Here is a 21,750-nt window from a genome sequence, read left to right on the forward strand (position 1 = left end):
TGCTCTTAAAATAAAGAGCACAGGCTTAACGAGAGGACTGCACCAATGCTATGGAAAAAAGGCCGACGCAGCGACAACGTGGTGGACGCCCGCGATGACAGTGGCGGCGGCGGTGGCGGTATGCGCTTTGGTGGCGGCAAAGGCCTGAGCCTCACGGCGATCGTGCTGATCGTCGGCATTGGCTGGCTGACCGGCCAGGACCCGATGCAGATCCTCGGCCAACTAAGCGGTCAGATGGAGCAAGCGCCGCCGGCGAGCACGCAGGCGCGCCAGGCGCCGCCGGCCAACGACCAGCAGGCCGATTTCGTGCGCGCCGTGCTGGGCGACACGGAAGACACCTGGGGCCAGGTGTTCAAGGAAAACGGGTTGGTCTACAAGAACCCGAAACTGATTCTGTTCCGTGGCCGGGTCAATTCCGCCTGCGGTGGTGCCACCTCGGCCAGCGGCCCGTTCTATTGCCCGGCTGACCAGCAAGTGTATCTGGACCTGGATTTCTTCCGGGAGATGTCGCAACGCTTCAAGGCTTCGGGCGAGTTCGCCCAGGCGTATGTGATCGCCCACGAAGTCGGGCACCACGTGCAAACGCTGCTGGGCATCTCGGCCAAGATCCAGGCCGCACGCCAGCAAGGCCGGCAGATGGAAGGTGACGGCGGTTTACTGGTACGCCAGGAACTGCAAGCCGACTGTTTCGCCGGCGTGTGGGCCAACCGCGCGCAAAAACGCCTGAACTGGCTGGAGCCGGGCGATATTGAAGCGGCACTGAATGCGGCCAACGCCATCGGCGATGACCGTTTGCAGCAACAGGGTCAAGGGCGCGTAGTGCCGGACTCGTTTACCCACGGCACCTCCGCACAGCGGGTTCGCTGGTTCAAGACCGGCTTCGCAGAGGGCCAGATCACTCAATGCGACACCTTTACAGCCAAGAGTCTTTAAATGAATAAACGATTGGGATTGCTGCTTAGCGCATTAGCGATGTGTTCCACCACCACTTGGGCCGCAGAGAAAGAACATGGCGTCAAGGTGGTCAGCCCCGATCGTTTCCAACTGGATGCCGGCACCTTGAGCCTGGGTTTGAGCCAGGACTGGAGCCGGCCGCTGCCCAACGTCACCCGCGCGTTGATCATCGTGCACGGTCGCCTGCGCAATGCGCAGACCTACCTGCAAAGCGGCGAAGATGCCGCCCAGCACGCAGGTGTTGCCGCCAATACCCTGGTGATCGCGCCGCAGTTTCTGAATGAGTTGGATACCCAGCGCAACCACCTCGACAATCAGCTGCTGCGCTGGAACCACAACGACTGGATGGCCGGCGACCCGTCGACCGGCCCAGGCCACATCAGCTCCTACGGCGCCCTCGACCAGATCATCAAGCACCTGGGCAACCGCAAGCTGTTCCCGGCCTTGAAAGAAATCGTGGTAGCCGGCCATTCCGGCGGCGGCCAGGTGGTGCAGCGCTTCGCCCTCACCGGCCACGACCACCCGATGCTGCAAACCGAAGGCATCAGCCTGCGTTACGTGGTGGCCAACCCATCGTCCTACGCCTACTTCACCCCGCAACGCCCGGTGAAGTTTGATGTGGCCAGTTGCCCAGGCTTTAACGACTGGAAGTACGGCATGCAAAACCTGCCGGATTACGCCAAGGGCCAGAGCGCGCAGCAGCTTGAGCAGGTTTACGTGTCACGCAACATCACCTACCTGCTGGGCCAGCAAGACACCGACCCCAACCACCCGGCGCTGGATAAAAGCTGCGAAGCCGAAACCCAGGGCGCGTATCGCCTGATTCGTGGGCATAACTATTTTGACTACCTCAAGCAGCGCCATCCGCAACTGACGCAAAAGCTGGTGGAAGTGCCTGGGGTTGGGCACGACGGCGATAAGATGTTTACGTCGCCTGAGGGTGAGAAGGTGTTGTTTAGTCAGTAGGTGACAAAACCGGATCAAAAATGTGGGAGCTGGCTCCCACACAAGCTAGCTCCCACCTAAGCCCGACCAAGGTGCCTGGGTTAGAGCATTCGGCGCAACGCCGCGCAATCCTCAGCATGCCAATCCGCCAGTTCCGGCCACGGGTTCTCCGGCAAGTTCACCAGCACCGTGCGCGTCCCCGCCGCCCGGCCACAAACCAGGTCAAAGCGGTAATCGCCGACCATCACCATCTCACTCGGCGCTACTTTCCAGGCAGTCGCGAACTTCAGCAACCCACCCGGATCGGGTTTTGGCGGCGCATTCTCACGCCCCAGCACATCCTCAACGGCAAAGCAGTCCGCCAGGCCTATAGCTTGCAGGGTGATATGCGCCAACTCTTGCGCATTGCGCGTCAGGATGCCCAGGCGATAACCCCGCCCGGCCAGCTCGCGCACCAGCTCCACCGCGCCGACAGCAGCCACCGAACCCACGGCCAGCTCCCGCTCGTGCTCAAGCAACCAGGCATGCTTGGCCGCCGCCACTTGCGCAGGTAATGCCGCCAGGTGCGTGAGAATGTCGGCTTCAGGTGGAATATCGAGGGCCGCGCGAATCGCCGCAAAATCATGCACGGCCACCGTGAGGGTGCCGTCCATATCAAACACCCAATGTTTAACGTCCGACAGGCTCATGCCCAATCCTTGCGATGCCGAATCAGCCCTTCCTGGGTCACCGAAGCCACCAGTTGCCCGGCGCGGTTGTACACGCTGCCTCGTGAGAAACCACGGGAATTACCGGCCCACGGGCTGTCCATGGCGTAGAGCAGCCAGTCATCGGCACGCAGGTCGGCGTGGAACCACAACGCATGGTCAAGGCTGGCGACCTGCATGTCTTTCTGCCAAACCGTTTTGCCGTGGGGCAGCAGCGAGGTCGTCAACAGGCCGAAGTCCGAAGCGTAAGCCAGCAGGTATTTGTGCAGCGCCGGCGAATCGGCCAGTGCGCCGTCAGCACGAAACCACACGTACTTGACCGGGTCGGATGGCTGCGGGTTGAACGGGTCTTTTTCGGTCACCGGGCGCACTTCGATCGGCTTGGGGCACAGCAGCTTGTCGCGCATGTGCTCGGGGATCAGGTGCGCGCGTTGCTTGGTCAGTTCCAGCTCCGACGGCAGGTTTTCCGGGCCGACCACCACGGGCATGGTGGTCTGGTGCTCAAAGCCTTCTTCGTCATACTGGAACGAGGTGGTGCAGGTGAAAATCGGGTTGCCCTTCTGGATCGCCGTGACGCGGCGCGTGCTGAAACTGCCACCATCGCGCACGCGGTCCACCGAATACACCACGGGCAGCGCTGCATCGCCAGGGCGCAGGAAATAGCCATGCAGGGAATGCACGTGGCGCGCTTCTTCTACGGTCTGGCTGGCAGCCGACAGCGACTGGCCCAGCACCTGGCCGCCGAACAGTTGGCGAAAACCCAGGTCCTGGCTGCGGCCGCGAAAGAGGTTTTCCTCGATCGGCTCCAGGGTCAGCAAGTCCACCAGATCTTCCAATACTTGGCTCATAGAGCAACTCCTACAATCAATAGAGCATTCCGGGCTGCTTATCCGTGCAGCGTGTCCAACCATTGGGCGCGGGTGATGCGGTACAACACATGATGGCGCAGCGGTTCATCGGCTGCGACCTTGGGGTGTTCAAAATCTGCCTGCGGATCGTAATGCATACCGATGGCCTGCATGACTTTTTGTGATGGCAGATTGGATTCGGTGGTGAAGGCGAGGATTTCATCCAGCTGCAGCCGGTCGAAACCACAGCGCAGCGCGGTCCACGCCGCTTCACTGGCGTAACCCAGGCCCCAATGCTCACGGGCCAGGCGCCAGCCAATTTCTACCGCTGGGGTAAAGTCGGCCTCGAAGTTGACGTTTTGCAGCCCGGTGAGGCCGATAAATTCGCCGGTGTCCTTGCGGTGCAAGGCCCAAAAGCCAAAGCCATATTCGGCGAAGTGCCCGCGAATCCGGCCGATCAACGCCGCGCTTTCCAAGTGGCTCAGCTTGGCCGGGAAATAACGCATCACCTGCGGGTCGGCGCACATGCGCGCAAATTCCGTCAGGTCGCTGTCCCGCCATTGGCGCAGCACCAGCCGTGCGCTTTCCAATTCCATTATCGGCTCCATGGGTCCCCTCCCTTGCCATGTGCGTGAGTGTACAGCGCTGGTAAGATCCGTCGCAGGTTCCCGTCAGAAAATCCCATGCCTTTGCCATTGATCTACCACGATGACTACAGCCCTGAGTTCCCGGCGGACCACCGGTTCCCCATGGACAAATTCCGCCTGTTGCGTGACCACTTGGTGGACAGCGGCCTGACCCAGGACAGCCACCTGCTGCGACCCGAGGTCTGCCCCGCCGAGATTCTGGCCCTGGCCCATGAACCTGGGTATATCGAGCGCTACATGAGCGGCGAGCTGTCCCGCGAAGACCAACGCCGCCTCGGTTTGCCCTGGAACGAAGCCCTGGCCCGGCGCACCGTGCGTGCGGTTGGCGGCTCCATTCTCGCAGCGCAAAAGGCCCTGGAACACGGCCTGGCCTGCCACCTGGCGGGCGGCACGCACCACGCCCATTACGACTACCCGGCAGGCTTTTGCATCTTCAATGACCTGGCGGTGATCAGCCATTACCTGCTGGCGAGCGGGCGGGTCAACCGCGTGCTGATCTTCGACTGCGACGTCCACCAGGGCGACGGCACCGCGCGCATCCTCCATGACACACCGGACGCCATCACCGTGTCGCTGCACTGCGAAAAGAACTTCCCGGCGCGCAAGGCCCAGAGTGACTGGGACATTCCACTGCCCATGGGCATGGGCGATGCCGACTACCTCAAGGTGGTCGACGACGCGCTCAACTACCTGTTGCCGCTGTACCAGCCCGACCTGGTGCTGTACGACGCGGGTGTGGATGTGCACAAAGACGACGCCCTCGGTTACCTCAAGCTCACAGATGCAGGCGTCGCCGCACGTGATGAAAGCGTGATGCGCCACTGCCTGGGCCGCGATATTCCAGTGATGGGCGTGATCGGCGGCGGCTACAGCAAAGACCGCCCGGCCCTGGCGCGTCGCCACGGCATCCTGCACCACAGCGCACAACGGGTGTGGGCGTCATCAGGTTGTCATTGAGTTGTGGGCGTTACCCACAATGCCTGTGGAACGGCCTGTGGATAACTTGAGCGTAAGGGCCTGAAAGCCAGCAGCCGTAAGGCGTGTAGGAAAGTGTACGTTTTTTGATCAGGCAGCTACGCCGTCGTCGGGTAGAATGCTCGCCCTATTCAAGCGACCGTAGCCCTGCCCATGCCTCAGACCCCTTCTCAACACGTCACTATTATCGGCGGCGGCCCTGCCGGGCTGATGGCCGCTGAAGTCTTGAGCCAGGCGGGCGTGCGGGTGGACGTGTACGACGGCATGCCTTCGGTGGGGCGCAAGTTCCTGCTGGCGGGCGTGGGCGGCATGAACATCACCCACTCCGAGGCGTATCCGGCGTTTCTGTCGCGTTACGCCGAACGCGCGCCGCACATGGCGCCATTGTTGCGCGCGTTTGGCGCAGAGGCTTTGTGCGAGTGGATTCATGGCCTGGGCATCGAGACCTTTGTCGGCACCTCCGGCCGCGTATTCCCCACCGACATGAAAGCCGCCCCACTGCTGCGCGCCTGGCTCAAGCGCCTGCGCGACCAGGGCGTGGTTATCCACACCCGGCATCGCTGGCTGGGCTGGAACGACGACGGCGGTTTACTTATCCACAGCCCGGACGGCGATAAAACTGTCCACAGCGATGCGGTGGTGCTGGCCTTGGGCGGCGGCAGCTGGTCGCGCCTGGGCTCCGACGGAGCCTGGCTCAAGTTGCTGGAAGATAAAGGCGTGCCCTACGCCGCGCTGCAACCGAGCAATTGCGGCTTCGAAGTGTCGGGCTGGAGCGAGTTGATGGTCAGCAAATTCGCGGGCGCGCCGCTGAAGAACGTCGCCATCGGCCTTGGGGAGGACAAGCCTCGGCTGGGCGAATGCGTGGTCACCGCCATGGGCATCGAGGGCAGTTTGATCTACGCGCTGTCGGCGCCGATTCGCGAAGCGATCAACCGTGACGGCTCAGCCACTGTGCATATTGATTTGTTGCCGAGCAAGCCGCTGGACAAGGTGCAAGCCGCCTTGGCCAAGCCCCGTGGCTCGCGGTCGATGAGCAAGCATTTGCACAGTCAGTTGGGGCTCGATGGCGTGAAGGCGGCGCTGTTGCGTGAACTGGCGCCAGCTGAGCACTTCAATGACCCGGCGCAATTGGCGGTGGATATCAAGGCGCTGCCGCTGACACTGGTGAAGACTCGACCGATGGATGAGGCGATCAGCACCGCAGGCGGCGTGCCGTTTGAGGCGTTGGATGAGCGCTTGATGCTCAAGCAATTGCCAGGCGTGTTCTGTGCCGGGGAGATGCTGGATTGGGAAGCGCCGACCGGCGGGTATTTGCTGACGGGGTGTTTTGCCAGTGGGCGGGCGGCTGGGCGTGGTGTATTGGAGTGGCTTAAGCGCTAGGTTTGAGTCCGCTATCGCAGGCAAGCCAGCTCCCACATTTTGAACGGTGAACACCGTCAAATGTGGGAGCTGGCTTGCCTGCGATGAGGCCCTGACAGGCTTACTTCTTCTTGCGCGGCCCAGTGTTGAACACCGGCACCTTACGCACCGGCTTGATCGACGGCTCAGCCGGCGCCACATCACCACTGTCCACCCACTTACCCAAATTGCGCTTGCCGCCACCGCCGCCTGAAGTTTTAGGCTTCTTCGGCTTTTTCGGCTTCTTCACCACCTGCCCGCTGGCATCGGTGTCCGGCACGCGGTGCTCGGGTTCGAAGTCCGGCTCCATCTGGCGGGTCAGGGTCTGACGCGTGAGCATCTCGATGGCCGACAGCATGTTCACTTCATCGGCACACACCAGCGAAATCGCCTCACCGGTGTTGCCCGCCCGGCCGGTACGGCCGATACGGTGGATGTAGTCTTCAGCCACGATCGGCAGGTCAAAGTTGACCACCAGCGGCAAGTCTTCAATGTCCAAGCCACGGGCCGCCACGTCGGTGGCCACCAGAATCTGCACGTCGCTGGATTTGAAACGGTCCAGCGCACGCTGGCGGGTGGCTTGGGGTTTATCGCCATGGATGCCGTCGGCATTGATGCCCAGGCCCTGCAACTTGTCCACCAGCGCATCCACGCCGTTACGGGTCTTGGCAAACACCAGTACCTGCTTCCAGCGGCCTTTGCGCATCAGGTGCACAAACAGCTCCGGCTTTCGCTTCTTGTCCACCGGCACCACCCACTGCTTCACGGTGCTGGCGGCGACGTTACGCGGGCTCACTTCAACGCTCAGCGGGTCGTTGAGCATCTGCCCGGCCAGTTGGCGGATTTCATCGGAGAAGGTCGCGGAGAACAGCAGCGTCTGGCGCTTTTTCGGCAGCATGCGGTAGATGTTCGCCAGCTCTTCGGAGAAGCCCAGGTCGAGCATGCGGTCGGCTTCGTCCAGTACCAGGGTTTGCAACTGGTTGAGTTTCAGCGCGTTCTGGCGGAACAGGTCGATCAGGCGGCCCGGCGTGGCGACCAGGATGTCGACGCCCTTGCGCAGCTTCATCATCTGCGGGTTGATGCTCACGCCGCCGTACACCGCGTAAGTGGTCAGCGGCAGGTTCTGCGCGTACTCGGCGACGCTGGCGTGAACCTGCTCGGCCAGTTCGCGAGTCGGGCACAGGATCAGCGCACGCGCCGAGTTGGCGGCGACTTTCGGCCCTTCCATGGTCAGCAATTGCAGGAGCGGCAGGGCGAAACCTGCGGTTTTGCCGGTGCCGGTCTGGGCCGCGGCCATCAGGTCGCGACCAGCCAGCACCGCCGGAATGGCTTGCGCCTGCACCGGCGTCGGGGTCTGGTAGCCAAGCGTCTCAAGGGCGCGCAGCAAGGGTTCGATCAGGCCAAGTGTGGCGAAAGTCATGTGTTTACCGTAGGAAAAATTCAGCGCAAGGTCGCAATGCGCCGCAGTTTACCTTATTTCCGGTTTTGGCTTACGCCACTGTGGCAGGCTGATCAATAGCACCGCGCTGATGATCACCAGCATCGCCAAGGCTTCTTCCATGCCGATGGTTTCGCCAACGAACACAATGCCCAGTAACACCGCGACTGCCGGGTTCACATAGGCGTAGCTGGTCGCCGCCGCCGGGCGCACATGCTTGAGCAGGTACATATAGGCATTGAAGGCGATGATCGAACCGAACACGGCCAAGTACGCCAAGGCCAGCCAGCCTTCAATCGGCGGCACAGCCTGCAGGCGTTCGCCGCAGAGCGCACTGCCCACCAACAGCAAGGCACCGGCGACGATCATTTCCGCCGCACTGGCCATCGCGCCGGCAGGTAACGGCAAGTGCCTGCTCCACACCGAGCCGAAGGCCCAGGAGGCGGCGGCAAACAGCAGCAACATCGCCCCGGTCGGGCTCGACTGCAGGTTGGAGCCCATATTGAGCATGGCAATGCCGATAATCCCCAGCACCACCCCGGCCCACTCCAGGCGGGTATTACGTGCGCCCCAGAAATAGCCGCACAGCAACGTGAACAACGGCACCGTCGCCACCGCCAATGCCGCAACACCCGAGGTAACCCCCGTGTGCTCAGCCACCGACACCGCGCCATTGCCGAAGGTCAGCAGCAAAATGCCGATCCTGGCCGCAGCCTTCCACTGCACCCACGTCGGCGCAGGTGCCCCGCGCCAGCGCAAAAAGCCATACATCACCAAACCCGCCACCAGGAATCGAATCCCGCCGAGCATCAGCGGCGGCCAGTATTCAACGCCGATTCGAATCACCAGGTAGGTAGAACCCCAAATCACATACAGCGCAAAAAAAGCGGCGATCAGCGGTAACGGAAAGCGACGTGGGCCAGGCATTGGGCGGCTCTATGGCAGGAGGTGGGAGGCTTATTCTAAAAAGGCAGCACGCTAAACATAAGTTACAAAACCTGTTTAAAGCGCCGATACACTTTTCAAAGCATGGTTGTGAGGGCTATAAACCGTGCTTTCGAAAGCCACGCGTGACTGGAGCCTTATCATGGACAAATACGACCGCATGCTCCTCAGCGCCCTGCTCGAAGACGGCCGCGCGTCCTACGCGCAATTGGCCCGCACGGTAAACCTTTCTGCGCCGGCCGTGGCTGAGCGCGTGGCCAAGCTGGAGGCCAGTGGTGTGATCACCGGGTATCAGGCCAAGGTGGACCTGTCCAAAATCGGCCTGCCCATCCAATGCACGATCGAACTGCGCTTGACCAACAACGGCAGCCAGAAGGTCTACGACGCCCTGGCTGAAATCCCCGAACTGACTGAATGCCATCGGGTCACGGGCGACCCGTGCGTGATCATGCAAGCGGCGGTGGGGTCGATGCCGGAGCTGGAGAATTTGATTAACCGCGTGGCGAAATTCGGGTTCAGCAAGACTTCGATTATTTTGTCCAGCGCGATAGAACGGCGAGTGCCGTTGGGGCAGTTGGAGGGTAAAGCCACCTGACACCGATCGTTCCCACGCTCTGCGTGGGAATGCAGCCCAGGACGCTCTGCGTCCGCGCTTGAAGTCGTGACGCAGAGCGTCACCGGAGGCATTCCCACGCGGAGCGTGGGAACGAGCAAAAAGTGGTGGCTGATACACCGCCATCGCAGGCAAGCCAGCGATGGCGTCAGTTGCTTCACCGAAGGCTTGAGCGCTGAACAATCAAATCGATAATCTGCTTAATGGTCGTGATGTGATCCCAGTCTTCCTGAGTCGCTTGCAGGTTGAACTGCCACTTAATCTGCATAACGAAGCAGGTCAGGTCGTCATCAATGATCTTAAAGTCATGGATGAAATCCGTTTGCTCGGTCACCTGGCTTCGGTCGATGAAGCCGATGATATCGACGAACAGCTGAATCACTTTTTCGCTGATCTCGGCTCGGGTCAGGCTACCTTCCATTTCTCGCCTCATAGGCACACTTACCAATACTGATCAGGTCAAAAATAGCCAACCCTGCAGCAACGAAGGGAATGCCCCGCCCAATAATGCCAAATACTCGAACGGTGCCGAACGTTGCTTTTGCCATCTTGGCCGCTGTCGGTTGCCGGATCAGTGTTCGAGGGAAAAAGCGCATTCCAATGACGCTAGCCAAATTTGTCGTTTTGCTTGAGCCGACGTGGACCCAAGTCCCCACGGCGATTTTGCTGATTGGTATGCCTGCCGCGCCAGTGAGAACCGTTGCCGCCGTCAGGCCGTAATGTTGCTGCGTGCATTTCCAGAGGTCGTCAACAGTGGCGTCAGGCGCCGTTGAGTCCGCCTGAATGGGCCTGAGCAACGTGTAACTGGCACCATGAGTCCATCCTGGCGAGTTAGGTAAAACCATGACTGCCGGGCAGCTTGTCATCATGTTTCCCAAATGAAACGTCATGCTGGACGTCGAGCCGAAATCGACGCCATTGCGCTGGAGTTCAGACTGGCTTCGCATGATTGCTGTGTGGAGGTCGCTTTCCTGCATGACGTAGTCCCTTTACGTAAATAGCAGGCGAGATGTTAAGTCGCAAAAAGGAGCGATAGACGGGTGAAGGGAAAAACCGGAAAGGTCCGACGACGCAATAGGGCTTCCCCTACTTACCATTCAGAAAGAGTGAAGAAGGCCCTAAAAACAGCTGATGTTTTGGTGGCCAGCAGGACCGATCCCTTTCATTTGCGGGACGTTTCCTAGAGAATTCCACGGCCTTGTTTCCGTCGGTTCAGGTAGCTAGTCTCGCTCTGTCATCGAATGTTCGGTGACTGGACGTGCAAGTCCGACGACGGTAATACGCATCAGCCTTAACTCTCAACGTCTGTATTTCAGGCGTTGATTCGTTATGGCAGTTGTACGCGGGAGATCTTCGGATCTACCGGACTCCGTCACGGTCTTGCACACCCGCGTACTGCTGCCACCCTAATTCGTGTGCGAGCGAACGGTTGCAGCTTCTTAACTGACGGAGAAGCTACATCATGGTCAAAGTAACCCCCGATCCACCCAGCTCCAAGCCAGACTTCCTCAGCGAAGACGCCCTCCTCAACCGCCGAGCCATCGACTACTACCTCAAAGCATCCGCCCCGGACGCGCCCAATTTTGTGCTCAATGACAACCTGAGTTTCGAAGACGCCCTCGCCCATGCGGCCGACTTGCTGCATTGCGCGGTCGAGACGGTGAATGTGTCGGGGGAGACGCTCAGCACCCAGCAGCGGGCGGTGATGCATTTGGTGGGGATGGCCAAAGGTGTGGTGGATCGGGCGTTAGAGTGTGTGCAGCCTCGATAGCCAGCCGCCGATCGTTCCCACGCTCTGCGTGGAAATGCAGCCCAGGACGCTCTGCGTCCGCGCTTGAAGTCGTGACGCGGAGCGTCACAGGAGGCATTCCCACGCGGAGCGTGGGAACGATCATCGTAAGGCTTAGAACCCGCGGTGCTTTTTCAGGTGTTCGTTGATCTTCGCCGCGGGCACTTTCTGCAAGGTACACAGCAGGTCATGGGACAGTTCGCGCAAGCCATGGGTGCCGCGCAGTTGCTGGGCCAGGTGCGCGGTGAGGTTGGCCGCCATCTCCGCATCCGCCATCGCCCGGTGAGCCTTGCCGGTGTGGGGCAGTTGGGCGAACGCGTTCAGCGTGCCGAGCTTGTGGTTGGGCGCCGACGGCATCAGGCGCCGGGCCAGTAGCAGCGAGCAGGCGAATTTTTGCAGGCGGGTGCGGCGGATCAGGCCCAGTTCGAAGTCCCAGAACTTCTGGTCGAATGCGGCGTTATGCGCCAGCAGCGGCGTAACGCCGACGAATTCATTCACTTCATTCATCACCCGCTCAGCCGGTGGCGCGCTGCGCAGCATGGCGTTGCTGATGCCGGTGAGTTGTTCGATAAAGCCCGGCACGCGCACGCCGGCATTCATCAGGCTCTGGTAGCGGTCCACGATTTGGCCGCGCTCGAGGATAACCACCGCGATTTCCGTGGCCCGGCAGTGGCTGCTCGGGGTGATGCCGGTGGTTTCAAAGTCGATGACCGCTATACGTTCCAAACCTGTTCCAACTCCGTCTAACTATTGATTAAGCCACAGCACTTATTTGAGCAGCAGCGCGCCTTCGATGGGCACGTAGCGGCTGGCGGCGCGTATCAGCGAGTTGGCCGTCAACCCCGGCACGCCGTAGGCCACGGCTTCAACGCCGTGCTTTTGGATGATGCGTTCGAGCAGCATGTCGAAATCACCGTCGCCGGAAGCCAGCACCACTTCGTCGACGTGGTCGGCGGCGTCCATGATGTCCAGGGTGATGCCCACGTCCCAGTCGCCCTTGGCCGAGCCGTCGGCGCGCTGGATGTAGGGTTTGAGTTTTACCGTAAAGCCCAGGTTGCGCAGGATCTGCTGGAATTGCTGCTGCTTGCTGTCGCCACGGTCGATGGCATAAGCGTACGCCTCGACGATCTGCCCGCGTGAACCGATATCAGCCCACAGCGCCGCATAGTTGAAGTGGCAGCCATACGCCTGGCGCACGGTGTAGTAGAGGTTTTGCACATCGGCGAACACTGCAATTTTTTTCACCGCACTTCCTCATGACAGCCAGGCGCCACGGCCCGGAAAGGTTGCCAGTATGCCAGCCATGGGAAAGTTTCAGCGAAAAATCAGCCCGGGGCGACGAAGCGCCCCGGTTGAAGGCGGGTCAGACGAAGGAGTCGTCGTCGCCGAAGGAGGAGGAATCGTCGGAGTAGTCGCTGTCTGCGAAGCTGTCGGATGAGTTGTCATTGCCCCAGCTGTCATTGCCGGCAAACTTCTGGTCGTCATTGCCCCAGTTGCCATTGTCGCTGGCCGGTGCCGGTTCTTCGCGGATGATTTCTTCCACCACCTGCGGCTGCTGCGAGTTGTGGCTGAACAGGCTGCTGATGCCTTCGGCCAGCATCACACCACCGGCCACACCGGCGGCGGTTTTCAGCGCGCCACCCAGGAAACCACTGCCGATAGGCGCGGCGGGGGCTTGCGGCGGCTGTTGATAATTCTGCTGTGGCGCAGCGTAGTTCTGTTGCGGTGCAGGCTGGCCGAACGATGGCCGCGCCGGCTCACGCCAGCCGCCGCCGGAAGAAGGCGGAGCACTTTGTGCCGGTTGCGAGTCGCGGGAACTGCTGCCACCAAAGATGCTCGACAGGAAGCCACCACTGCTCGGCGCCGGTTGCGCGGCCTGGGAGCGGGCCTGTTGCAGTTCGTCCTGCAATTGCTGGATCTGCTGCGCCTGTTGCTTGTTCTGCGCGTCGAGGCTTTTGATCGCGTGTTCTTGCACCAGGATCGACTGGGTCATGTAGTACCCGGCGGCCGGTTGGCGAGTCAGGTGCTCCTTGATCCGCGCCTCGGCCAGGGCGTCGCGGGGGGCTGAGTCCGTTTCGGCTTGTTGCAACCGTGAAAACAGTCCATCGATCAGGGTTTGCTCTTCGCTGTTCATGGCGACCTCGTTAGATTGCCGGTAGAAATCATGGGCCCGCCTGTGATCAGGTGAGCTACAGCGTAGTTATGGGGGTGTTACCAGACGTTTCAATGGTCTTTACGTAAGGTTTACGTTTGCTTACCTCTCGTCATGATCGGTTAAAGTGTTCGCCTTGCTTTTAGGGCTGTGATGAACCTGATGAATCCGTTAGACGTATTGCGCGACTCTCTCCGTTTCACCCAACGCAACCTGGGCGCCATCGTCCAGCTGTGCCTGCCGTTGGTGATCCTCGAAGCCCTGCTGCAACAGGTGCTCGACCACACACTGGGCCCGGATGCGTTCCCCGGTTACAGCGTGGTCGTCGGGTTGTTGGTGTACCCGCTGTACACCGGCGCCTTGATCCTGTTTCTGGATGCGCGCACCCGTGGTGAGTCGCCCAGCACTAAAGATGTGTGGGCCATGGCCCTGGCCATGTGGCCGCGTTTCGCCCTGCTGACGGCGGTCAGCACCTTGCTGATTTTGCTGGGGCTGTCGCTGTATTTCCTGCCGGGCCTGTGGCTGATGGTGGTGCTGGCGTTTGCCGAGTACCTGCTGGTGTTGCGCGGCATGTCGGCGCTGGAGGCGATGAAGGAAAGTTTGCGCCTGACCCGTGGGCATTTCTGGCGAATCCTGGTGTGCCTGCTGTGCGTAATGACGCCGTTGTGGCTGCTCAAAGGCGCGAGTGTGGCGGTGTACCCCAACCCCGCGCCGCTGCTGGGTTTGCTGATCGACAGTGCCCACAGCTTCCTGCAACTGTTTACCAGCGTGGTACTTTTCCGTTTGTTTATGCTGATCGGTGGCGATGCCGACGCACGGTGATATGCTCCGTACCACCTCTGATAACGCTATAAGCCGAGCCAATGACCCGTTTATTGCGCATCACCCTGCTGAGCCTGTTGATCATCGCGGGCCTGCTCGCGGCCCTGATCTACAGCCTGACCTGGCGCCCCGTCGACAAGCAGACCCTGCCGGTCAGCTGCGTAGCGCCACGTGCGCCGACCTTGCTGCCGGGGCAGGCGCTCAAGGTCATGACCTGGAACGTGCAATACCTGGCCGGCAAGAACTATGTGTTCTGGTACGACAGCCCCGACGGCAAAGGCCCGGACGATCGCCCCACGGTGGAAGACATGGCCTTCAGCCTGGACGAAGTGGCGCGGGTTATTCGCGACGAACAACCCGACATCCTGTTGTTGCAGGAACTCGATGAAGGCGCCAAGTCCTCTCACTATCAGGACCAGGTCGCGTTGCTCCAGGAACGCCTGGTCGACCTGTACCCGTGCAGCGCCCAGGCGTTCGACTGGAAAGCCGACTTTGTGCCCAACCTGCATATCTTCGGCAGCGTCGGCCGCAAGCTCGTCACGCTGAGCCGCTACCAGATCGAACACGCCGAGCGCCTGCAATTGCCGGTGTCCCCGGCCAACTTCATCAGCCGTCAGTTCCAGCCTAAACCGGCGTTATTGCTGACCTACCTGCCGTTGAGCGATGGCGGCCAACTGGCCGTGCTCAACACCCGCCTGGATGGCGATAAGCCTGGGCGCTCGGCGGTGCAGGAGCAGGCCAAAGCCACGCTAAAACTGCTGGACAAGTTCGAAGGCCGTGGCACGCCTTGGCTGATTGGCGGGGATTTCAACCTGCTGCCGCTGGGGCAGTTCCTGCGCCTGGACGCGGGCAAGCGCGGGCAGTATTCGCCGGACAGCGAGCTGCATTTGCTGTGGGATAAATACCCGATGATCCCGAGTAACAGTGAATCCAGTGGGATTGACCGGGCGAAGTGGCTGACGAACTTCCCCAATGACCCGAGCGTGGATGGGCCGGATCGGACGTTGGATTACTTGTTCTACAGCCCTAGGATCAAGCGGGTGGAGGCCAAGGTGCGCCAGGAGGATACGTTGCGTATCTCTAACCACTTGCCAGTGATCGCCCGGTTCCTGCTGCCGGCAGCGCAATAACCCGCACCACTACACCCCATGCGGGAGCGGGCTTGCTCGCGAAGGCGGTGTGTCAGTCAGCACATGTATCAACTGAACCACCGCTTTCGCGAGCAAGCCCGCTCCCACATTGGATCTTCACATCACCTACTTTCGGGGTTTGATCCGGGCGGTAGGTTCGGCCACCAAGGGGTCATCCGGCCAGTAATGCTTGGGGTATCTTCCCTTCAAATCCTTCTTCACCTCCGCATACGTACTGCGCCAGAAGTTCGCCAGGTCCTGCGTCACCTGCACCGGCCGACGTGCCGGGGACAGCAGGTGCAGCTTGACCACTTGGCGCCCACCGGCAATGCGCGGCGTGTCCGCCAGCCCGAACAATTCCTGCAAGCGCACCGCCAGAATCGGCGGCTGTTCGCTGTAGTCCAAGCGCACCGATGAGCCCGAGGGCACCTTCACATGCTGTGGCGCCAGCTCGTCCAGGCGCTGGGGCAGCGGCCAGGGCAGCAGGTTGTGCAGGAAGCTGGAAATATCCAAATTAGAAAAGTGGCTGAGGCGCGAGACTTTACCCAGGTAGGGCATCAGCCAATGCTCCAAATCGGCCAGCAAGGCTTTGTCGCTGATATCCGGCCATTCGCTGGTTTTACCCGCGTCCAGCTGGCGCAGCAGCATGACGCGCGCCTGCCACTGGCGCAGTTCGGGCGTCCACGGCAGCAGCTCCAGGCCTTTGCGGCGCACCAGGTTGACCAGTGCCTGGCTGCGTGCGGACTCATCCAGGCCGGTCAGCGGCTCGCGGCTGAGCACCAGCTCACCGACTTTGCGTTGGCGTTCGGCGCGCAGCACGCCTTCGCGTTCATCCCAATCAAGCTGGTCGACCGTGCGCACTTGCTCGGCCAGCACGCTGTCGAACAGCGCCGGGTCAAAATCCGCCGCGAGGTAGATGCGCTCTTCGCGCTGGCCCTGGCGGCTGCCAAGGTCGGCGATCACCAGCCACGGTTGCTTCATCAGGCTGTCGGCCTCGGCGAACAGCGCGGCGCGGCCGTTGGCCAGGCGATATTCGGCGCCACCGGGGCGGCGTTGCTGGGCGACGCGGTCGGGGTAGGCCAGCGCCAGCAAGGCGCCGAGCCAGCGCGGGTGGTCGGGGTCGGCCACCGCTTGAGTCGGCTGGCCGCGCAAGTAGCCCCGGTACTGACGGGCCAGTTGCTTGGCGCGCTGCACGCCGCCCTGGGTGCCACGCGCGCGTTCTTCTCCCGACATCAATGCCAGGCGAGTGTGCAAATCCGCACCGCCGCCGCGCAAGATATCGCGCTCACCCAATAAGGCCGCCACCTCACAAGCGGTCGCGGCCAGCCCCAGGTCCTGCCCGCGCAGCAACAAGTGGGCGATACGCGGGTGCGCGGGCAACTCCACCATTTTCCGGCCATGGGCGGTGAGCGTGTCGTCGTTCAGCGCGCCAAGGCGCACCAGCAAATCCTGGGCCTGGGCATACGCGGCAGTCGGCGGCACGTCCAGCCACACCAGTTGCGTGGGCGTCACGCCCCAGCGCGCCAGTTGCAAGGCCAGGCCCGCCAGGTCGGCGGCGAGGATTTCCGCGCTGCCGTAGGCGGCCAAACCTTCGTGCTGGTCTTCGGACCACAGGCGATAACACACGCCCGGTTCCAGGCGCCCTGCCCGGCCGGCTCGCTGGGTGGCGCTGGCGCGGGAAATGCGTTGGGTGTCGAGGCGGGTCATGCCGCTGCCGGGGTCGAAACGCGGCACCCGCGCCAGCCCGGCGTCGATCACCACGCGCACGCCATTGATGGTCAGGCTGGTCTCGGCAATGTTGGTGGCCAGCACCACTTTGCGCTTGCCGGCGGGCGCCGGGTCGATGGCGGCGCGCTGGGCGTTGAGGTCGAGTTCGCCATGCAGCGGGCACAGCAGCACATCAGGGCGATCACCCAAGGCGTCGGCCAGTTGTTGATTGACCCGGCGAATCTCGGCCTGCCCGGGCAGAAACACCAGAATGCTGCCCGTTTGGTCCTGCACCGCGTCGAGGACGGTCTGCACCACGCGCGGCTCGATAAACTCACCGGCCTGGTACGGCCGCCCCCAGCGCATCTGCACCGGGAACATGCGCCCTTCGCTGCGCAGGATCGGCGCGTCGTTCAGCAGACTCGCCAGGCGCTCGCCTTCGAGGGTGGCGGACATCAGCAGGATTTTCAGCGGTTGCTCGTCGCGAAACAGCTCGCGGCCGTTGAGGCTCAGGGCCAGTGCCAGGTCGGCGTCGAGGCTGCGTTCGTGGAACTCGTCAAAAATCAGCAACCCCACGCCGTCCAGTGCCGGGTCGTCTTGCAGCCGGCGCGTGAGAATGCCTTCGGTGACCACTTCGATGCGGGTGTTGGGCCCGACTTTGCTGTCCAGGCGGATGCGGTAGCCGACGGTTTCACCGACTTTTTCACCCAGCTCACTGGCCAGGCGTTCGGCAGCCGCTCGCGCGGCGAGGCGCCGAGGTTCGAGCATCAGGATGGTTTGCCCGGCCAGCCAAGGCTCATTTAATAAAGCCAACGGCACACGGGTGGTTTTACCGGCACCGGGCGGCGCTTCCAGCACGGCCTCATGGCGATTCGCCAAGGCGTCACGCAGGGCGGGTAAAACATCATCAATCGGCAACGAATTCATACTGGCTCCAAAGCAGAGCGGCGAGTATAACGGCGAACTGAGGGATGCCGGTGATGGTCTCATAAACACCCTCCGGTCCCCTTGGGAACACGGTTAAATGGGGGGGCGGGCTTGCTCGCGAATGCAGTCTGTCAGTTGATATATATGTTGATTGACCCACCGCAATTCGCGAGCAAGCCCGCTCCCACATTTGAGCATCGTCGCCTGGTAGATCTGGCTTATAGTCACCTTTCACAAGTGTTCAGGAGCATTTTATGCGTATCGCTTCCCGTGTTATCGGCGGTGTTCTCGCCGTCACCCTGCTGAGCCAACTGACGGCCTGCGGCTCGATTTTCTACCCGGACCGCCGTGGCCAGATCGACGGCAAAATCGACCCGGCCATTGCCGTGCTCGACGCCGTGGGCCTGCTGTTTTATGTGATCCCGGGCCTGATCGCCTTTGGCGTGGACTTCGCCACCGGCGCCATCTACTACGAACCAGGCAAGACCGCCCAAGTCGCGCCGGAAAAACTGCACGAAGCCATCGGCGCCGACGGCAAGGTCGACAACGCCAAGCTGCAATCCATCATTGAGAAAGAAACCGGCCGCAAGCTGCCGCTGGACGATCCGCGCATGCTCCAGTTCAAGGGTAGCGTGCAACAACTCGCGTCCCTGGGCCTGCAGCCCGCCGCTTAAGGATCCGTATGACCAGCAGCCCCGAACACGCCAGGCTCCTGCGCCTGGCCACCCGCGCCTCGGTGGGCGTGGCCTGTGCGCTGATTATCACCAAGGCCATCGCCTGGTGGTTCAGCGGCTCGGTGAGCATGCTCGCCGGGTTGACCGACTCGCTGCTCGACGGCGTGACGTCGCTGTTGAACCTGCTCGCGGTGCATTACGCGCTGCGCCCGGCCGATGACGATCACCGTTATGGGCATGGCAAGGCCGAATCGCTGTCGGGCATGGCCCAGGCGTTGTTTATCGCCGGCAGTGCGGTGTTGATCGCCGTTCAGGCGTACCAGCGCTTGCAGCACCCGGAACCGGTTGGCGCGCCGTGGTTGAGCATTGGCGTCATCGTGTTTTCGCTGCTGATGACCGTGGCGCTGCTGATGCTGCAACACCGAGTGATCCGCGAAACCGGCTCCAACGCCGTGCGCGCCGACTCCCTGCACTACCGCTCCGACTTGATGCTCAACGGCAGTATTTTGGTGGCACTGGTGTTGGCAGGTTTTGGCTTTCATCAGGTGGATGCGTGGTTCGGCCTCGGTATTGCCGCGTATATCCTGTGGAGCGCGATCCAGATCGCCCGCGAGAGCTTTGCCGTGCTGATGGATGAGGAACTGCCGCCGGATGTCAGCCAGCACATGCTGGAGTTGGCGCGCAATGTGCCGGGCGTGCTGGGTGCGCATGATTTGCGCACGCGTATTTCCGGCAGCCACTGGTTTGTGCAGTTGCATTTGGAATTGCCGGGGGAATTGACCCTGTCAGTGGCCCACGGCATCAGCGACCAGGCCGCCGATGCCATTCACAAGGCTTACCCGCGTGCCGAAGTGCTGGTGCACGCCGACCCGCGGGAAGTGGTGACGGGCAACAAAACCTAGTACTGCACCTGATAGCCGCGACTGGTCAGGCAGTTGCCCTGGGCCTGGCGGTAGGTTTGCACCACCGCCGGGTCCGGGGCGTAGGTGACAGTGCGTGGGTCGAAACCGCTTTGCTGCACCGCCCAGCGATAACAGTCGTAGCCGTCCTGCTGCACCTGGGCCGGTGACTGGCCGTTGGCCGGGTAGGCCACCACGTCATAGCCGTTGCCCTGCGGCGCGGGTTGTGGCGCCGGCACTTCGGTCGGCGGTTGCACAACGACGTATTGCTGGGTAGCGTTTTCATAGGTGTAGTAGGAACCCGCCGCGAGGAAGAACAACGCGCTGCCCACCCACACTTCCCGTGCGTAGTCCGGCAGGTATTGCACACGGATCCCGTAGGGCGGCGTCACCACCACGTAGCGCGGGCCTTGCGGGCGATACCAGTAGCCGCCGGAGAAGAAGTAATCCTGGCCACGGTAAGGCACGCGGTAATTGCGGTCGGGGAAACGGTCGACCATGTAACCCGGGCGATACTGCGGACCTGGCCCCCAGCCATTGCCGTGCCCTGAAGGGCGGCCCGGCCAGCGGTTGTCATTGGGGTGCCCGTTATTAAAGCCGCCGCCCGGACGCGGGCCTGGGCCATTGCCGGCCTGCCAGTGCTGGTTGCCATCGTTACGGCGCGGGATGTCCTGATAGTAGCCCTGGCGCGGTTCCTGGGTTTGCCGCACCGTGTCCGGGCGGCCCTGGATCGGCAGGTTGTTCGCAGGTTGCGGTGCCGGCCGCGGTTGCTCGTTATTTTGCGGCCGACCTTGCCACTGCCCACCGCCGTGCTGCTGTTGCTCGGCGCGATCAAAATGCGGGTTCTGCGGGCGCGGTGGGTTGTTTTCCGGACGCGGTTGAGTGTTCTGCGGGCGCGGCTGGTTATTCTGCGGGCGCGCCTGTTCATTGCCACGCCCGCCTTCCGGGCCTCTTTCATGCTGACCACCGCCTTCATAGCGCGGGTCGTCGGCCATCACTTGGGTGCCGACGCTGACCATCAGCAAACCTACACCTGCCATACGCCAGATGCGCTTCATGCTATTCCTCACTGCGGATTAGGGCCTGGAGTGTCCGGCCTTACTGCATGAGACTGGAAAAGCCTCACCCGGTTCTGAGACAGGTTATCAGTCACGAGAAGTATTTTTTGAGGTAAACGCGCAGACAAAGAAAAAGGGGCGACCCGTCGGCCACCCCTTGAGAATTTCGTCCTGGCTCAACGCTTTTGACGTTGGCTCACCTCACGCCGTCTTGTGGACAGTGTGCAGCCTGGAGGCCGGCTCAACCCTGCTGGGGCGGCGGCCGCAGCAGGCCTGATTGGGCGAGCTGCAATGGACTGTTGTCCAGGCGGTGATTCTGTTGATAAAGATACAGGCCAACGCCCGACAGATGATTGCGAAGATTGCGTCAATAAACAGTGCTTGCGCAATTTTTAACCCTTCATGGATAATTCACCGCAATAGTTACGACAAAGGCCAACCCAATGAGCAAGCTTGACCGATACGACCTGAGTATTTTGGCGGAATTGCAGCGCGACGCGAGGATCTCCAACCAGGAGTTGGCCGAACGCATCGGCCTGTCGCCGTCGCCGTGCTCACGCCGGGTCAAGCAGTTGGAAGACGACGGTTATATTGCGCGTCAGGTCGCTCTGCTCGACCGCAAGATGCTGGGCTTAAGCCTTACGGCCTATGTACTGATCGGCATGGACCGTCACACGCCTGAGCGTTTCGAGAATTTCGAAGCGGCGATCCGCACCCTGCCGCAAGTGCTGGAGTGCAGTTTGGTCACCGGGATGGATGCGGACTATCAGTTGAAAGTGGTGGTGCCGGACATGGACCACTACCAGAAATTGCTGCTGGGGCATCTGACCCGGATTGAAGGCGTGACCAGCGTAAGGTCGAGCTTTGTGCTGAACCAGGTGCTCAACAGCACCGAGTTACCGTTGACGCATCTGCGTACTTGACCTCAGGAGCGATGCATAAACCCTGTGGGAGCGGGCTTGCTCGCGAATGCGGTCTGTCAGTTATTGAAGATGTGACTGATAAACTGCATTCGCGAGCAAGCCCGCTCCCACATTTGGATTGCACTTCGATCCAGATCAATGTTGTACCTTTGACGCTGCCTTATACTTGCCGCCTGCCCTGTCGGAAAAATCCCCATGA

The 21,750-nt window shown here is 61.5% G+C and carries 23 protein-coding genes; 11 read left to right on the forward strand and 12 right to left on the reverse strand.

What is annotated here, in order from left to right; all coding sequences use genetic code 11:
- Positions 1 to 45: 45 nt before the first annotated feature.
- Positions 46 to 933 carry a KPN_02809 family neutral zinc metallopeptidase gene (gene ypfJ, locus BLV67_RS26450; RefSeq protein WP_065911118.1) on the forward strand — a complete coding sequence of 296 codons (888 nt, stop codon included), beginning with the start codon at positions 46 to 48 and terminating at the stop codon, positions 931 to 933.
- Positions 934 to 1,920, forward strand: a complete 987-nt coding sequence (locus tag BLV67_RS26455; protein WP_069786468.1) for an alpha/beta hydrolase family protein — start codon at positions 934 to 936, stop codon at positions 1,918 to 1,920.
- 80 nt (positions 1,921 to 2,000) lie between these two features.
- On the opposite strand, the gene BLV67_RS26460 is transcribed toward BLV67_RS26455, so the two are convergent.
- From BLV67_RS26460 to BLV67_RS26470, 3 genes are read right to left on the reverse strand one after another with little or no spacing between them, the layout of a single operon-like run.
- Positions 2,001 to 2,588, reverse strand: coding sequence for an HAD family hydrolase (locus BLV67_RS26460; protein WP_069786467.1), 588 nt, complete (start codon positions 2,586 to 2,588; stop codon positions 2,001 to 2,003).
- Positions 2,585 to 3,454: an acyl-CoA thioesterase II gene (gene tesB, locus BLV67_RS26465; RefSeq protein ID WP_017139338.1), complete on the reverse strand. Its 870-nt coding sequence runs from the start codon at positions 3,452 to 3,454 to the stop codon at positions 2,585 to 2,587. The genes BLV67_RS26460 and tesB overlap by 4 nt, the downstream gene beginning before the upstream one ends.
- Before the next feature lie 38 nt (positions 3,455 to 3,492).
- Positions 3,493 to 4,062: a GNAT family N-acetyltransferase gene (locus BLV67_RS26470; protein WP_069786466.1), complete on the reverse strand. Its 570-nt coding sequence runs from the start codon at positions 4,060 to 4,062 to the stop codon at positions 3,493 to 3,495.
- 75 nt (positions 4,063 to 4,137) lie between these two features.
- On the opposite strand from BLV67_RS26470, the gene BLV67_RS26475 reads away from it, so the two are divergent.
- Together BLV67_RS26475 and BLV67_RS26480 are read left to right on the forward strand one after the other, a co-directional pair.
- Positions 4,138 to 5,058 (forward strand): histone deacetylase family protein, encoded by a 921-nt coding sequence (locus tag BLV67_RS26475; RefSeq protein WP_058421550.1) that lies wholly within the window; start codon positions 4,138 to 4,140, stop codon positions 5,056 to 5,058.
- A gap of 171 nt (positions 5,059 to 5,229) precedes the next feature.
- Positions 5,230 to 6,456 carry a TIGR03862 family flavoprotein gene (locus BLV67_RS26480; protein ID WP_069786465.1) on the forward strand — a complete coding sequence of 409 codons (1,227 nt, stop codon included), beginning with the start codon at positions 5,230 to 5,232 and terminating at the stop codon, positions 6,454 to 6,456.
- A gap of 100 nt (positions 6,457 to 6,556) precedes the next feature.
- Here BLV67_RS26480 and rhlE1 read toward each other — a convergent pair whose 3' ends face one another.
- Positions 6,557 to 7,894 (reverse strand): RNA helicase RhlE1, encoded by a 1,338-nt coding sequence (gene rhlE1 / locus BLV67_RS26485; protein ID WP_069786464.1) that lies wholly within the window; start codon positions 7,892 to 7,894, stop codon positions 6,557 to 6,559.
- Positions 7,895 to 7,942: 48 nt separating this feature from the next.
- Positions 7,943 to 8,839: a drug/metabolite exporter YedA gene (gene yedA / locus BLV67_RS26490; RefSeq protein ID WP_065911112.1), complete on the reverse strand. Its 897-nt coding sequence runs from the start codon at positions 8,837 to 8,839 to the stop codon at positions 7,943 to 7,945.
- 160 nt (positions 8,840 to 8,999) lie between these two features.
- On the opposite strand from yedA, the gene BLV67_RS26495 reads away from it, so the two are divergent.
- Positions 9,000 to 9,452: an Lrp/AsnC family transcriptional regulator gene (locus tag BLV67_RS26495; protein ID WP_065911111.1), complete on the forward strand. Its 453-nt coding sequence runs from the start codon at positions 9,000 to 9,002 to the stop codon at positions 9,450 to 9,452.
- Between the two features lie 175 nt (positions 9,453 to 9,627).
- Here BLV67_RS26495 and BLV67_RS26500 read toward each other — a convergent pair whose 3' ends face one another.
- Positions 9,628 to 9,891 carry an acyl carrier protein gene (locus BLV67_RS26500; protein WP_069786463.1) on the reverse strand — a complete coding sequence of 88 codons (264 nt, stop codon included), beginning with the start codon at positions 9,889 to 9,891 and terminating at the stop codon, positions 9,628 to 9,630.
- Positions 9,881 to 10,447, reverse strand: coding sequence for a hypothetical protein (locus BLV67_RS26505; RefSeq protein ID WP_069786462.1), 567 nt, complete (start codon positions 10,445 to 10,447; stop codon positions 9,881 to 9,883). Before BLV67_RS26505 ends, BLV67_RS26500 begins: the two co-directional genes overlap by 11 nt.
- 485 nt (positions 10,448 to 10,932) lie before the next feature.
- On the opposite strand from BLV67_RS26505, the gene BLV67_RS26510 reads away from it, so the two are divergent.
- Positions 10,933 to 11,241: a DUF3077 domain-containing protein gene (locus BLV67_RS26510; RefSeq protein WP_017139347.1), complete on the forward strand. Its 309-nt coding sequence runs from the start codon at positions 10,933 to 10,935 to the stop codon at positions 11,239 to 11,241.
- A gap of 132 nt (positions 11,242 to 11,373) precedes the next feature.
- Here the strand turns inward: BLV67_RS26510 and BLV67_RS26515 are convergent, their stop codons facing one another.
- From BLV67_RS26515 to BLV67_RS26525, 3 genes are all read right to left on the reverse strand, one after another.
- A complete protein-coding gene (locus tag BLV67_RS26515) occupies positions 11,374 to 11,985 on the reverse strand; it encodes a 3'-5' exonuclease (protein WP_069786461.1) in 612 nt (203 codons plus the stop codon).
- Positions 11,986 to 12,027: 42 nt separating this feature from the next.
- The gene (locus BLV67_RS26520) at positions 12,028 to 12,504 is read right to left on the reverse strand and encodes a LabA-like NYN domain-containing protein (RefSeq protein ID WP_065911106.1); all 477 of its coding nucleotides are present in this window, start codon (positions 12,502 to 12,504) and stop codon (positions 12,028 to 12,030) included.
- Positions 12,505 to 12,622: 118 nt separating this feature from the next.
- Entirely contained in the window at positions 12,623 to 13,393 is a 771-nt protein-coding gene (locus BLV67_RS26525) for a DUF2076 domain-containing protein (RefSeq protein ID WP_065911105.1), read from the reverse strand.
- 180 nt (positions 13,394 to 13,573) lie between these two features.
- On the opposite strand from BLV67_RS26525, the gene BLV67_RS26530 reads away from it, so the two are divergent.
- On the forward strand, positions 13,574 to 14,233 hold the full coding sequence (locus BLV67_RS26530; protein WP_069786530.1) for a YciC family protein: 660 nt from the start codon (positions 13,574 to 13,576) through the stop codon (positions 14,231 to 14,233).
- A gap of 41 nt (positions 14,234 to 14,274) precedes the next feature.
- On the forward strand, positions 14,275 to 15,363 hold the full coding sequence (locus BLV67_RS26535; protein WP_069786460.1) for an endonuclease/exonuclease/phosphatase family protein: 1,089 nt from the start codon (positions 14,275 to 14,277) through the stop codon (positions 15,361 to 15,363).
- 126 nt (positions 15,364 to 15,489) lie between these two features.
- Here BLV67_RS26535 and hrpB read toward each other — a convergent pair whose 3' ends face one another.
- A complete protein-coding gene (hrpB, locus tag BLV67_RS26540; protein ID WP_069786459.1) occupies positions 15,490 to 17,997 on the reverse strand; it encodes an ATP-dependent helicase HrpB in 2,508 nt (835 codons plus the stop codon).
- A 254-nt stretch (positions 17,998 to 18,251) separates the two neighbouring features.
- On the opposite strand from hrpB, the gene BLV67_RS26545 reads away from it, so the two are divergent.
- Together BLV67_RS26545 and BLV67_RS26550 are read left to right on the forward strand one after the other, a co-directional pair.
- Entirely contained in the window at positions 18,252 to 18,671 is a 420-nt protein-coding gene (locus BLV67_RS26545) for a polyribonucleotide nucleotidyltransferase (RefSeq protein ID WP_065911212.1), read from the forward strand.
- An 8-nt stretch (positions 18,672 to 18,679) separates the two neighbouring features.
- Complete coding sequence (locus tag BLV67_RS26550; RefSeq protein WP_069786458.1) at positions 18,680 to 19,573, forward strand: cation diffusion facilitator family transporter; 894 nt, start codon at positions 18,680 to 18,682, stop codon at positions 19,571 to 19,573.
- Here BLV67_RS26550 and BLV67_RS26555 read toward each other — a convergent pair.
- The gene (locus BLV67_RS26555) at positions 19,570 to 20,628 is read right to left on the reverse strand and encodes a DUF6515 family protein (protein WP_058420178.1); all 1,059 of its coding nucleotides are present in this window, start codon (positions 20,626 to 20,628) and stop codon (positions 19,570 to 19,572) included. The genes BLV67_RS26550 and BLV67_RS26555 overlap by 4 nt on opposite strands.
- 443 nt (positions 20,629 to 21,071) lie before the next feature.
- Here BLV67_RS26555 and BLV67_RS26560 point away from each other — a divergent pair, with 443 nt between their 5' ends.
- Positions 21,072 to 21,551: an Lrp/AsnC family transcriptional regulator gene (locus tag BLV67_RS26560; protein WP_003194418.1), complete on the forward strand. Its 480-nt coding sequence runs from the start codon at positions 21,072 to 21,074 to the stop codon at positions 21,549 to 21,551.
- Positions 21,552 to 21,750: the final 199 nt, after the last annotated feature.

This window comes from Pseudomonas salomonii, from assembly GCF_900107155.1.
GTDB classification, from domain to species: domain Bacteria; phylum Pseudomonadota; class Gammaproteobacteria; order Pseudomonadales; family Pseudomonadaceae; genus Aquipseudomonas; species Aquipseudomonas salomonii.